Annotated in this window: 9 protein-coding genes; 7 read left to right on the forward strand and 2 right to left on the reverse strand. The window is 73.5% G+C overall.

The features are described 5' to 3' along the window. Positions 1–10: 10 nt before the first annotated feature. The 4 genes from ACT3UL_RS16815 to ACT3UL_RS16830 are packed head-to-tail and all read left to right on the forward strand — an operon-like array spanning position 11 to position 7,757. Positions 11–2,152, forward strand: coding sequence for a DUF6541 family protein (locus ACT3UL_RS16815; RefSeq protein WP_444579522.1), 2,142 nt, complete (start codon positions 11–13; stop codon positions 2,150–2,152). Continuing rightward, complete coding sequence (locus ACT3UL_RS16820) at positions 2,149–3,459, forward strand: M18 family aminopeptidase (RefSeq protein WP_444579523.1); 1,311 nt, start codon at positions 2,149–2,151, stop codon at positions 3,457–3,459. Before ACT3UL_RS16815 ends, ACT3UL_RS16820 begins: the two co-directional genes overlap by 4 nt. A gap of 18 nt (positions 3,460–3,477) precedes the next feature. After that, a complete protein-coding gene (locus ACT3UL_RS16825) occupies positions 3,478–5,670 on the forward strand; it encodes an acyltransferase family protein (RefSeq protein ID WP_444579524.1) in 2,193 nt (730 codons plus the stop codon). Next, the gene (locus ACT3UL_RS16830; RefSeq protein ID WP_443415431.1) at positions 5,667–7,757 is read left to right on the forward strand and encodes an acyltransferase family protein; all 2,091 of its coding nucleotides are present in this window, start codon (positions 5,667–5,669) and stop codon (positions 7,755–7,757) included. Before ACT3UL_RS16825 ends, ACT3UL_RS16830 begins: the two co-directional genes overlap by 4 nt. A gap of 8 nt (positions 7,758–7,765) precedes the next feature. Here the strand turns inward: ACT3UL_RS16830 and ACT3UL_RS16835 are convergent, their stop codons facing one another. Beyond that, a complete protein-coding gene (locus ACT3UL_RS16835) occupies positions 7,766–8,056 on the reverse strand; it encodes a hypothetical protein (protein WP_193118271.1) in 291 nt (96 codons plus the stop codon). 99 nt (positions 8,057–8,155) lie between these two features. Between ACT3UL_RS16835 and ACT3UL_RS16840 the strand changes: the two genes are divergently transcribed. After that, positions 8,156–8,728, forward strand: a complete 573-nt coding sequence (locus ACT3UL_RS16840) for a hypothetical protein (RefSeq protein WP_441448566.1) — start codon at positions 8,156–8,158, stop codon at positions 8,726–8,728. A gap of 124 nt (positions 8,729–8,852) precedes the next feature. Here ACT3UL_RS16840 and ACT3UL_RS16845 read toward each other — a convergent pair whose 3' ends face one another. Continuing rightward, complete coding sequence (locus ACT3UL_RS16845) at positions 8,853–10,448, reverse strand: glutamyl-tRNA reductase (protein WP_444579525.1); 1,596 nt, start codon at positions 10,446–10,448, stop codon at positions 8,853–8,855. Between the two features lie 286 nt (positions 10,449–10,734). Here ACT3UL_RS16845 and hemE point away from each other — a divergent pair, with 286 nt between their 5' ends. Then, on the forward strand, positions 10,735–11,790 hold the full coding sequence (gene hemE, locus ACT3UL_RS16850) for a uroporphyrinogen decarboxylase (RefSeq protein ID WP_193118287.1): 1,056 nt from the start codon (positions 10,735–10,737) through the stop codon (positions 11,788–11,790). Continuing rightward, positions 11,787–13,385 (forward strand): protoporphyrinogen/coproporphyrinogen oxidase, encoded by a 1,599-nt coding sequence (locus tag ACT3UL_RS16855; protein ID WP_444579526.1) that lies wholly within the window; start codon positions 11,787–11,789, stop codon positions 13,383–13,385. The genes hemE and ACT3UL_RS16855 overlap by 4 nt, the downstream gene beginning before the upstream one ends. Positions 13,386–13,412: the final 27 nt, after the last annotated feature.

The following is a 13,412-nucleotide window of genomic DNA, read 5'->3' on the forward strand; positions in this document are numbered from 1 at the left end:
GTTCGCCCACGTGGAAGCTCTCGGGGTGCTCGCGGCACTTCTCGCCACCCTCGCCGTGCTCGTGGTCCCGGGTCTGCCCGCCGTCCTCGCGCTACGACTGCGACCGCTCACCGGGGTCGCCGTGCTCGCTCCCGTCTCCCTCCTGCTGATCGCGATCTCCGCAGAGCTCGGGCACCAGCTCGGCATCCGCTGGACGGGCCTGTCCCCGCTCGTGCTCGGTCTGCTGCTCGGAGCGGGCCTGTTCCTCGTCGGCCGCCGCCGCGCAGCCGCTCCCGCCCCCTCGCATCGCGCCCCCTCGCATCCCTCCCTCTCGCATCCCTCCCCCTCGCATCCCGCACCCTCGAGCGCGAAGGCGGCTGCGGACCCCGCCGTCGCCCCGTCCCCGGAGCTCGCCGGGGTGCGGGCGCTCCTCGCGGGCCGGCGCGGCGCCGCCCTGGCGATCCTCGGCGGCCTGGTCATCGGCTGCGGCGTGCTGCTGGCGCGCGCCCTGACGATGATGGGGAGCGTCGGCGCGCTCAGCCAGACCTACGACAACGTCTTCCACCTCAACGCGATCCGGCACATCCTGCGCGCCGGCGACGGCTCCGCGTGGGTGGTGGGCGGCATGACCGCGCTCCCCGGGGAGGCCGTCTACTACCCGGCCCTGTGGCACCAGGCCGTGAGCCTCGCGGTGCAGCTGTCCGGGCAGGAGATCATCCTGGTCTCGAACCTGATGATGCTGGTGGTCGGGGTCCTCGTGTGGCCGCTGGCCCTGGTCGCCCTGGTGCGCACCACCACGAGCAGCGGCCCGCTGGGCTGGATGGCGGCGGGCGCCCTGGCCGGGGTCTCCGGCGCGTTCCCGCTCTCCCTGATGTCGTGGGGGATCGTGCTGCCCTATCTCCTCTCGCTCGTCCTGATGCCCCTCGTGGTGATGATGGTGGTGCACCTGGCCGGCCTCGCCCCGGAGTCCGCGCAGCGCCTGAGCACGCTCCAGCTCGTGGTGCTGCTGCCGGCTGTGTGCCTCGCCGCGGCCCTCGCCCACCCGCAGGGCGTGTTCGTCGGCGTCGTGCTGGGCCTGCCGATCCTGGCCTGGGCCACGCTGGTGCGCGCCCGCGACCTGATCGCCGGGGTGCCCGGCAGCGTCCGACGCCTGCTCCCGCTCGTGGTGATGACCGTCGGCGGCGGCGCCATCGCCTGGCAGGTCTGGCAGCGGGCACGCCCCCCGCAGTCCTCCGCCGTCTGGGAGCCGAACGCCTCGTGGCGGGAGGCGATCGGTCAGGTCGGCTCGCTCTCGCCCAACGGGGCACCGACCTGGCTGCCGCTGGGCGTGGTCATGCTCGTGGGCCTGCTCGTCGTGCTCCTCCGGACCCGGTCCCGGTGGCTGGTCGCCTCCTGGCTGGCCGCCGCAGCGCTGTCCGTCGCGGCCCGCGCGACGCCCGTCGGCGACCTGCGGTACCTGCTCACCGGCGGCTGGTACAGCGACACCTTCCGCATCGCCGCGATCGTGCCCGTGGTCGCGATCCCCGTGCTCGCCGTGGGGATCGATGCGCTCGGCCGGTGGGTCGACGAGCACCTGCCGGCGCGGCGCGGCGCCATCGCCCCCGGCACCTCGCGCAGTGTCGCGGCGCTCGCCGGGCCGACGGCCGCCGCCCTCCCGGTGGCCGGTGTGCTCGGCGTGCTCGGCGTGCTCGCCCTGGCCCAGCTCTCCCCCGCCACGCGCGCCAACCTCGACTACCTGGCCGTGGACTGGCACAGCGACGCGCTGCTCACCGCGGACGAGCACACCCTGCTCGAGCAGCTGCCCGACGTGGTCCCCGAGGATGCGGTGATCGCGACCAACGCCTGGAACGGCAGCTCGCTGGCCTACGCGATCTCCGACCGCCCGGTGCTGAACACCTATATGGGCTTCTCCGCCGAACCCGAGGTGCACCTGCTCAACGGGCGGCTCGACGAGGCGCAGACCAACCCCGAGGTGTGCGACGCCGCCGAGCAGCTGCACGTCGACTACGCCCTGGACTTCGGTGCGCAGGAGCTCCATGGCCGCAGCGCGACCTACACCGGGCTCAACGAGATCTCCGAGTCCGGAGCGGCCGAGGTGGTGCTCCAGGTGGGCGACGCGAAGCTGCTGCGCATGCTCCCCTGCCGCGGCGTCGATGGTTCAATGACGTCGTGACTACGTTCTCCGCCGCCGCCCCCTCGCCCCGTGCCCGCGCCACCGCCCTGGACCTCGGTGATTTCGTCACCGCCTCCCCCTCGAGCTTCCATGCGGTGCGCGAGACGGCGCGCCGGCTCCAGGACGCCGGCTTCACCGAGCTGACCGAGACCGCCCCGTGGGGCGCGGCGGAGGTCACCGGCGACCGCTTCGTGATCCGCGACGGCTCGCTCATCGCCTGGTCCACGCCCGACGGCGTCGACACCGGCACCCCGTGGCGCATCGTCGGCTCCCACACCGACTCGCCCGGGCTGAAGCTCAAGCCGAACCCGCGACTGGGCGCCGAGGGGCTCGCGCAGGTGGGCGTCGAGATCTACGGCGGCCCGCTGCTGAACTCCTGGCTGGACCGCGAGCTGCGCCTGGCCGGACGTCTCGCCCTGGCCGACGGCACCACCGCGCTGGTGGCGACCGACGGCATCCTGCGGGTCCCCCAGCTCGCGGTGCACCTGGACCGCGCGGTGAACAAGGACGGCCTGCAGCTGGACCCCCAGCGCCATATGCAGCCGATCCTCGGGTTCGGCCCGCTGGACGTGCGGGAGGTGCTCGCGGCCGAGGCGGGCGTCTCGGCGAGCGACATCGTCGGCTTCGACGTGGTGACCGTCGACGCCCAGGCGCCGGCCCTGTTCGGTGCCCACGAGGAGTTCCTCGCCTCCGGACGCCTGGACAACCTCACCTCCGTCCATGCCGAGGCGCTGGCCCTGATCACGGTGGCCGGCAGCGCCCGCAGCGCGGGCTCGGACCCGATCGCGATGATGGTCGCCAACGACCATGAGGAGGTGGGCTCCGCGACCCGTTCCGGCGCCGCCGGCCCCTTCCTCGAGGACGTGCTGGTGCGGATGCACGCCGCCCTCGGCGGCGACGAGGCCTCCCGCCGCCGGCTCCTCGCCTCCTCGATGGTGCTCTCGGCCGATGCCGGCCACGCCGCCCACCCGAACTACCCCGAGCGCCACGACCCCGTCACCCGCCCCCGCCTCGGCGAGGGCCCGATGCTGAAGATCAACGCCCAGCAGCGCTATGCGACCGACGCCGTCGGGATCGCCGCCTTCGCCGCCGCGTGCGAGGCGGCCGAGGTGCCGTACCAGCAGTTCGTCTCGAACAACGCCATGCCCTGCGGGTCCACCATCGGCCCGATCACGGCGACCCGTCTGGGGATGACCACGATCGACGTGGGCATCACCCTGCTGTCCATGCACTCCGCCCGGGAGATGTGCGCGAGCGCGGATCCCCTCCTGCTGCAGCAGGCCTGTGCCGCGTTCCTGCGTGGCTGAGAGGCTCCCGCTCCTCTGATGTCCCGTTCCGCCACGGCGCCTCCCCGGACGCCGCCCTCGCCGCTGCCGGCCGCACCGCCGACCTCCACGCAGGCGGGACGCTTCCGCCCCGAGCTGCACGGGCTGCGCGGACTCGCCATCGGCCTGGTGGTGCTCTACCACGTGTGGTTCGACCGGGTCTCCGGCGGGGTCGACGTGTTCCTCTTCCTCTCCTCGTTCCTGCTGGTGGGGACGTTCCTGCGCCGGATCGACCGGGGCGAGCGGACCCGCCCGGCGGCGTACTGGGGGCGCACGTTCAAGCGCCTGCTGCCGCCCACGGCCGTGGTCTCCCTGGCGACGCTCGCCGGGGTGTACCTGATCCTCCCGCCGGAGCGGTGGATGCCCGCGCTCGACGACGCGATCGGCTCACTGCTGCACGTCGAGAACTGGGTGCTGATCCAGCGGGGCGTGGACTACTACGCGGCCGCGGAGACCGGTCCCTCCGCCTTCCAGCATTTCTGGTCGCTGTCCATCCAAGGGCAGGTGTTCCTGGCCTGGCCGCTGCTGATCGCGCTGGGCGTGCTCCTGGCCCGCGTGCTGCGACGCTCCGTGCGCTCCGTGCTCGCGGTGCTGTTCGCGCTCGTCCTCGTGCTCTCCTTCGCCTGGTCCGTGCACTCCACGACGACCCAGCAGGACATCGCGTACTTCGACACCTTCGCCCGGCTCTGGGAGTTCGCGGCGGGGAGCCTGCTGGGGCTGCTGCTGCCGGCCTGGGAGGAGCGGGCCGCGGAGCGGCGGCACAGTCGAGATCAGGGCCAGGATCGAGGTCAGGGCCGGGATCGAGGTCAGGACCGGAGTCGCGGCCGGCACCGCGGTCCGGCGTCGGCCGTCTCCCCCTGGCGGGTGCTCGCCGGCTGGGCGGGGATCGTCGGCCTCGTCTCGTGCGGTCTCCTGATCGACGTGCAGGGGGCCTTCCCGGGCTGGATCGCGGCCTGGCCGCTCGCCGCGGCCGGCCTGGTCCTCGTCGTGGGCACCACCGGGCACCGGCTCGGCGTGGACCAGCTGCTGGCCACCGGCCCGGCGAAGGTGCTCGGTGACATCTCCTACGGCCTCTACCTGGTGCACTGGCCGCTGCTGACCCTCTACCTCGCCCACACCGGCAAGCAGCGCGCCGGAGTGCTCGACGGCCTCCTCCTGATCCTGGTCTCCCTCGCCGCCGCCTGGCTGCTGACGCGACTCGTGGACACCCCGATCCGGCGCTGGCCCTGGGCGTCGGCGAAGGCCTGGCGGTCCGGGGCCGTCGCGCTGACCTGCCTGGTGCTCGGACTCGCCCCCGCTCTCGCCGCCCAGCAGCACCTGATCGCGCAGCAGCGTGAGGCCGAGGCCCGCGTGGTCGCCGACAACCCCGGCGCCCGGGTGCTCGACCCGGACTTCACGGTGCACCCCGACGCGGACCCGTCGGCCGAGCCGTTGCCCACCGCGGCGCTGATGGGCTCGGACTGGGTCTCCGGTGAGGAGGAGTGCACCGGCGATCTCGCGCCCCAGGGCCAGGAGCAGGAGCAGCTCGACCCGATCTGCCGGACGGTGCCGGGACCCGAGGGCGCACCGGTCGTGGTGAGCGTGGGCAACTCCCGCCTCGAGCAGTTCAGCGCCTCCCTCATCGAGCTCGCGAAGAAGGAGGGCTGGACGCTGGTCACCCTGTGGAAGGGCGGGTGCGCCTACACGCCCGATGCGACCCTCGAGGAGCCCGACTGCAACGGGTTCAGCGCCGACGCGAAGGCCTATCTGGAACGGATCGACGCGGATGCCGTCGCGCTGAACACCACCTTCATGAACCGTGACGGCACCGAGACGATCATGCCGGGCATGGAGACGACCCTGCCGCAGCTCGCCGCGACCGGCACCCAGGTCGTGGCGATGCGCGACCTCCCCCGGATGCCGTTCGACCCGCCGGCGTGCACCGCGGAGAAGGGCGCGGACGATCCGGACTGCGCCCCGCCGCTGGCCGAGCCGCTCCAGCAGGAGCGCCCCGATGCCGAGCTGCTCGCCGCTGCCGACGGCGCCGTCGTCCCGCTCGAGGTGAACGACCTGGTATGCCCCGACGACGTCTGCACGCCGGTGATCGGCAATGTGGTCGTCTCCCTCGACGACGACCATCTCACCGGCACCTACGCCGCCTCGATGCAGGACGCGGTGGGCGCCCGGCTGCGCGACGGGGGGTTCCACTGGTGAGCGCCGCCCGGTCCCCCGTCACCGCGGGCGCTCCCCCGCCCCCGACCTACCGCCCGGAGCTGCACGGGCTGCGCGGACTCGCGATCGCGCTCGTCGTGCTCTATCACGTGTTCATGGACCGGGTCTCCGGCGGTGTCGACGTGTTCCTGTTCATCTCGGCCTTCTTCCTCACCGGCAGCTTCGTGCGCCGGATGGAGACCGGGAAGCCGATGGCCCCGGTCGCCTACTGGGCGCGCACGTTCAAGCGGCTGCTCGCTCCGGCGGCGGTGATCGTGCTGGCCACCCTCGCCGCGGTGCGGCTGTTCCTGCCGCCGAGCACCTGGATGCCCGCGATCCACGACGCGATCGCTTCGATGCTCCAGGTCGAGAACTGGCTGCTGATCCATCGCGGCACCGACTACGAGGCCGCCGCGACCACCGCGACCTCGCCGTTGCAGCATTTCTGGTCGCTGTCGATCCAGGGGCAGGTGTTCCTGCTGTGGCCGCTGCTGTTCGCGCTCTGTGCGGTGATCGCCCGGCGCTCCCGCATCGCCCCGCGCCGCGTGGTGCTGATCGTCTTCACGGTGATCGCGCTGGCCTCGTTCGTCTGGTCGGTGGTCTCCACCGCGACCCAGCAGCAGACCGCCTACTTCGACACCACGGCGCGCATCTGGGAGTTCGCGGCCGGCTCGCTGCTGGCTCTGCTCCCGGCGGCCGCACCGGCCGGCACCGCCCGGTCCGCGCCCTCCCGTCGGCTGCGGGTGGGGCTGGGCTGGGCAGGCCTGGCAGTGCTCATCGCGACCGGCGCGCTGATCGACGGCCGCTCGATGTTCCCGGGCTGGATCGCCGCGATCCCTCTGCTGGGCGCGACGCTGGTGTTCCTGTCCGGGGTGAGCGGCTCCCGCCTCGGCGCGGACCGTCTGCTGCGCTCGCGGCCCTTCTCCTTCCTCGGCGACATCAGCTACGGGCTGTACCTGATCCACTGGCCGATCCTCGCCATCACCCTGGTCGCCGCCGAGCGGGCGACCGCCGGACCGCTCCTGGGCCCGGCGATCATCGCGCTCAGCGTGGTCCTCGCCTACCTGCTCACCCGTTTCCTGGACACCCCGATACGGCGGTGGAGCTGGGCGAACAGCTCGGCGCCGCGGGCCGGCGCCGTGGTGGTGGCGGTGCTGGCGATCGGTCTGGCCCCGAGCATCGGCGCCAAGCAGCTCCTCGAGGACGCTGCGCAGGACGCCGAGCGCCGGGCGACCGCGGACAATCCCGGGGCGCGGGCCCTCATGCCGGGCTTCGAGCCCCACCCGGACGCGGATCCGGATGCGGCTCCCCTGCCGTCCGCCGCCACGCTCAGCCAGGACTGGGAGAACCTGCCCGAGGAGTGCTCCGGGGAGTTCGCCCCCGCCGAGGGGATGCTCGAGGGGTCCTGCCGCATGACCGATGCCCCCGACGGCGCGCCCGTGATCATCGCCGCGGGCAACTCCCGTCTCGCGCAGACAGCGGTCTCGCTGAGCGGCCCCGCCCAGGAGAACGGGTGGCGACTGATCATCCTGCGGGCACCGAGCTGCGTGTTCACCCCGGGCATCGACTCCTATCTGGGGGCCGAGTGCGACGCCCACAACGACGCGGCGCTGGAGTACATCGACCAGGTCGGCCCGGAGGCCGTCGCCGTCTCCACCACGATGGTGCTCCATGAGGGGCCCGAGCGGGTGGACCGGGTCACGGAGGAGACCGTCCCCGCGCTGCTCGGGGACGGGGTCGACGTGATCGCGCTGCGCGACGCCCCGCGCATCGCCGAGAACCCCGTCGTCTGTCTGGAGGCGGGAGGCACGGCGGAGGACTGCACGCAGCCGCTGGACCGGGGCACGATGCCCGAGGGGCGCCCGGATGCCGCAGTGCTCGAGGACCTGGCCGCCCGCACCGAGGAGGACGGCGGGGGCGAGGTGCTCCCGGTCGACCTGCTGCCGATCACCTGTCCGCGGGGCGCCTGCCCGCCGATCATCGGGAACATCCACGTCATGTTCGACGAGGACCACCTCACGGCGACCTACATGGAGTCCGCCGGCCCGGAGGTCGAGCGACAGCTCGAGGACGCCGGCTTCCGCTGGTGAGGCCCGGGTCAGGCCTCGTCGAGGGCGCGCTGGGCGAGAGTCTCGACCCTCGACACCGCGGCCCGGACCGGGCCGACCAGCTCGTGCTCGCGTCCGTACTCGCGCTGGGTGTCCTTGAGCAGCTCGTCGACCTGGACGAAGGCATCCTCGAGATGTCCCGCCTCGGCGGTGGCGACGGCCAGCTCGGTGCGCAGGGCGATCGCCTCGGGGATGACTGCGGGGGTGTGGGAGTCGTCGCTGGCGAGCAGCTCGAGCAGGCGGCGGGTGGTGTCGTGGACACGCTGCTGCGGTGTGCTCATCGGGGGCTCCTCCGAAGTGGGGACGGCGTGCAGGGGCAGGAACGATCCTACGGGGGCGATGACGCCTTCCGTCCCGGTGCGCAGTAGTCTGAGCAGGCCATGGAGATCAATCCCTACGAGTCGCGTCTGCGCATGCTGCAGCAGATCGACGGGGTGCAGATGCAGCGCGAGGCCTCTCCCGACGAGGAGACCGCCGGGTGTCCGGGCTGCCCGTACTTCTGGACCTGCCCGGTCCCGCATCGCGGCGAAGAGGTCAAGGCTCCCGTCGACATCGAGTTCGCCGATGTCGAGGACGTGCTGGGCCCGCGGGCGGCCTACGCCCCGCGCGATGAGTCCGACGTCGGCTGGACCGACGACTGGGTGGACGAGGAGGGCCTGCGGGTCGAGCAGCCCGGTTCTCCGGAGCTCCCTGTGTCCTCGGATCTGTCCGGTTCCCCGGCGGCCCCCGACCTCCCGGAACTCCCTGACACCCCAGTGCGCCGAGCGGGACTCGACGACCTGGACACGCTCTCCGAGCCGACGGACCGCGAGGACGACGAGGGCCGCGAGGACCACGAGGACGGCACGGACGACGAGGACGGCGTCGAGCACGGCGATGTGAAGAAGATTCCGGCACCCGGAGAACGCGGCCGACGACGCGCGTCGCGCTGGAGCCTGTTCAGACGGCGCTGAGCCAGATCCCGCGGAGTCCGATCGCACGGAGTTCGATCGCACGGAGTTCGATCGCACGGAGCCGGATCGCACGGAGCCGGATCGCGCCGACCCAGATCACAGCACTGCCATCCCGAGTTCCGACTCAGGCGTCGCGCCCGCTCCGGCTCGCCAGGGCGACACCGAGGTCCGCCGGGGCATGGTCCACCGGGCACTTCCCCTCGCGCAGGGCGGCCCGGGCGAGGGTCGACACGGAGACGCCCTCCGACTCTGCGAGAGCGCCGCGCCCGTCCTGGCCGAGGGCATCCCCGACCGCTGCTCCGACGCCGACGCTCGCACCCGCACCAGCCCCGGCACCGGCACCGGCACCGGCACCGGCACCGGCACCGGCGAAGGAGGCCCCGAACACGGGCGGGACGGTGCGGTCCACGCGCATCCAGCCGGCCGGCGCGGCGTCCGCCGGATCGGCCTCGACGTCGGCGGCGCCGCGCCCGGAGGAGATGTCGATCCCGAAGATCGTGTGGAACGCCTCGACGTAGTCGTCCGCGAAGCCGGTCTCGGCGAGGTGGCGGGCACGCTCGGCGGGCTGGTGCATGACCTTCGCCAGGATCCTGCGCACGCTGCGCTCGAGCACGTCGGCCGTCTCTCCGGAGACCTCGCGGCGCAGGCGGTCGACCTCGTCGTCCGCGGTGTCGGCGACCTCGCGGCGCAGGGCGGCCATCGCGGGATCGATGCGACGCACCTCCTGCTGCACACGGAACGCCTCGACGTTCTCCTCGACGATGGCGCGGGCGGTCCGCAGCGCCGGATCGTCGCTCGCATCGACGCCGACCTTGAGGTCGGCGAGCCCGAGCACGGTCACCCCCTTGAGGTGGCGCACCAGCGGGTGCAGGTCGGAGCGCAGAGCGAGGTCGAGCACGATGGTGCGGCCGGCCGCGAGGAACTGCTCGGGGAACAGCGAGGTGCCGCGCCCGGAGCAGGACAGCACCAGGTCGGCCTCCCGCAGGGCGACGTCGAGTCCCTCGGGGCTGACCACGTGGGCTCCGTGGCGTTCCGCGAAACCGGCGGCGCGGCCGGACGGCGAGTACACCCGCAGGTCGGTGACGCCGCGGCGGGTGAGCTCGGCGAGCCCGAGCCGCGCATAGGCGCCGGTGCCGACGATGAGCGCGGTGCGGCCCGCGAAGCCGCCCAGCTCGACGCCCGCACGGTCCACGGCGACGGCCGCTCCGGAGCGGCCGGACGCGCCGACGGGGGCCTGGGTGGCGACCCGCTTCGCGCAGCGGAAGCCGTGCTGGAAGAGGTCGTGGAGCATCGAGGTGGTGCGGCCCGCGAGGCGGGCGGCCTCGTAGGCCTGGCGCACCTGGCCGGCGATCTCGGCCTCGCCGAGCACGAGGGAGCGCAGCCCGGAGGTGACCTCGTAGAGGTGCTGGGGCACTGGGGTGTCCATCGCGGCGTCGAAGCACAGGGAGACCACGTCGCGCTCGAGGCCGCTGGTGCGGGCGACGGCATCGATCACGAGGTCCACGCCCTCGTGGAAGCGGTCGGTGTCGAGGTAGACCTCGAGGCGGTTGCAGGTGCTCACCACGACGTGGCCGGCGATGATCGGGGCCGCTCCGCTGGCGCCGGTGCGCTCGGCCTGGAGGTCCTCGATCACGGCGGGCAGGGTGCGTGCATCCCGGGTGAGGGCGTCGAGCACATCGAGATCGAGGTGCTCGTGGGAGGCACGGAGGGCAGCGAGCATGGCCGCCAGTGTAGGCCTGCCCGCTGGGCTGGATGGCGCTCTCGGATCCGATGTGCACAATAGGTGTGTCATGACACAGAACCCCACGTCAGAGCCATCTTTTGCCGACATCGCGTCAGATTCTTCGCGACGCGTGTCAGATAACGGGATCACCGCAGGCCCGAGCAACGGCACCACCCCTGACGCCCCCACCGCGGCGCCCTTCGAGACCCCCGCGGATCCCACCGCAGCGGGGTCCGCCCTCCCCTCCGAGCACCCCGCCCGGCGACCCGTCGCCGAGGGCGGAGTGTCCGATTCGTCCGTCCTGCGCGAGCTGCGAGGTGACCGAGCAGACACCCCCAGCGTGTGGTTCATGCGACAGGCCGGACGCTCCCTGCCCGAGTACCGCGCCCTGCGCGAGGGCACCACGATGCTCGACTCCTGCGTGCGCCCCGAGATGGCCGCCGAGATCACCGTGCAGCCCGTGCGCCGCCACCACGTCGACGCCGGCATCTTCTTCTCCGACATCGTGGTCCCCGCCCGCCAGGCCGGCCTCGGCGTCGAGATCAAGCCCGGTGTCGGGCCGGTCTTCGACCACCCGATCCGCACCGAGGCCGACGTCGATGCCCTGCCCCCGCTGGGCGACGACTACGAGGCCGCGCTCGACCCGATCCGCGAGGCCGTGCGCCTCACGGTGGCCGAGCTCGGCACCACTCCGCTGATCGGTTTCGCCGGTGCACCCTTCACCGTGGCCAGCTACATGGTCGAGGGCGGCCCCAGCCGTGACCACCTGCGCACCCGCGCCCTGATGCGCTCCCAGCCCGAGGTGTGGGCGCGCCTGGCGAGCTGGGTCGCCGAGCTCTCGGGCCGTTTCCTGCGGGCCCAGGTGCTCGCCGGCGCGTCCGCTGTGCAGCTGTTCGACTCCTGGGTCGGCGCGCTGTCGGAGGACATGTACCGCTCCGGCGTGCAGTCCCACTCCGCCGCGGCCCTCGCCCGCGTGGCCGACCTCCCCGTGCCGCGCATCCACTTCGGCGTGGGCGCCGCGCACCTGCTCACCCCGATGCTCGAGGCGGGCGCGACCGCGATGGGCGTGGACCACCGGCTGCGCCTGGACCAGGCGCTCGACATCCTCCCCGAGGGCACGCCGGTGCAGGGCAACATCGACCCCGCCGTGCTGTTCACCTCCGAGGAGGCGCGCTTCGCCGAGGCCCGCGCGGTGCTCGAGGCCGGGTCCCGCGCGAGCGGCCACGTCGTGAACCTCGGCCATGGAGTCGCCCCTGACACCGATCCGCAGGTGCTCACCGATCTGGTGAGCTTCCTGCACGAGCAGGACGCCCACCAGCTGGGCACGCGCCGAGCATGAGCGAGCGCACCCTCGTCGTCGGCGGCGGACTCGCGGGACTGCTCGCGGCCCGCCGCCACCAGCGGGCAGGGCACCGGGTGGTGCTCCTGGAGGCCGCCGATCCCGTCGGCGGCGCGATCGCCGACGTCCTGGTCACGCAGGACCCGGAGGACAGCACCAGCAGAAGCACAAGCACCGGCACGGGCACGGGCACGGGCACGGGCACGGATCCTGTCGCGCAGCTCGTGCTGAACGCGGGCGCCGAGGCGTACGCGACCGGTTCCGGAGCGGTGGACGCCCTGGTCACCGAGCTGGGCCTGGCCGATCAGGTCGTCAGCCCGCGCGAGGGTCTGGGCAGCCGCGTGGTCTCCGCTGCCGGAGCGCATCGGGCGCCGGGCGGTTCGCTGCTCGGCATCCCGGGGCGTCCCCTCGCGGCCGACGTCCGGGCGGTGCTGGGCCTGCGCGGTGCCCTGCGGGCGAGCCTCGAGCGCGTCCTGCCCGCGTCCGTCGGGGCCCGCCCCGGTGCGACCGTCGCCGAGGTGGTGCGCACCCGGCTCGGTGCCGCGGTGCTCGAGCGCCTCGTGGCGCCGGTGGTCGGCGGGGTGCACTCGGCGGATCCTGCGACCCTCGAGTTCGCCGCCGCGTCCCCGCAGCTGAGCGCGGGCCTCGCCGAGCACGGCTCCCTCGTGGCCGCCGTCCGGCAGCTGCGCGGCCGCAGCACGTGGACCGCCGGGACCCGCGTCCACACCCTGGCTCCGTCGCTGTCCGCCCTGCCGGCGACTCTGCAGGAGCAGTTCCTCGCCGCCGGGGGCATCGTGCGCACGTCGGTGGAGGCCACCGTGGTGCACCATGACGCCCCTGGATGGCGGGTCCGCACCGCCTCCGGCGAGACCCTCGAGGCGGATCATCTGGTCCTCGCCTGCCCGCCCGACACGGCCCATGACCTGCTGACGGCCGGGCTCGGAGAGCAGTCGGGAGACCCGACCGGCCAGCAGCCGGAGGGCCCGACCGGCGAGCAGCCAGGGGGCCCGACCGGCCAGCCGAGGGACACGACCGGCACCGTCGCACGGATCGCCTCGGCCATCCCGCAGACCCCGTCGGCCCCCGTGCGCCTGGTGGTCCTCGTGCTCGACGCCCCGGCCCTGGACTCCTTCCCCTCCGGCACCGGCGCCCTGGTCGCCCCCGGAACGGCGGGCGTCCGGGCCAAGGCGCTCACCCACGCGAGCGCCAAGTGGGCGCATGTGCAGCACGCCGCCCGCGAGGCCTTCCCGTCGGCCGAGAGCCCGCACGTGGTGCGGCTGTCCTTCGGACGTCCCGGCGAGGAGCTCCCGGATCCCGCGGGGATCGTCGACCTCGCCCTGACTGATGCCTCCCGGATCCTCGGGGTCGCGCTGACCCGCGAGCAGCTGCTCGCCGCACGTGTGATCGACTGGGACCGTGCCATGAGGCAGCCCCGTCCCGGGCACCGCGCCGCCCTCGACGCGCTCACCGCCGTTCTGCGCGAGGAGCCGTCCCTTCAGCTCGTCGGCTCCTGGAGAGCCGGCACCGGCATCGACGCGATCGTCCGCGCCGACGCCGCGTCGGCCCCCGAACCCGACGCGACCCCGCCCGACTGACGTGACTGACCCGACTGACCCGACTGA

The organism is Brachybacterium sp. 107, assembly GCF_052379725.1.
Classification (GTDB): domain Bacteria; phylum Actinomycetota; class Actinomycetes; order Actinomycetales; family Dermabacteraceae; genus Brachybacterium.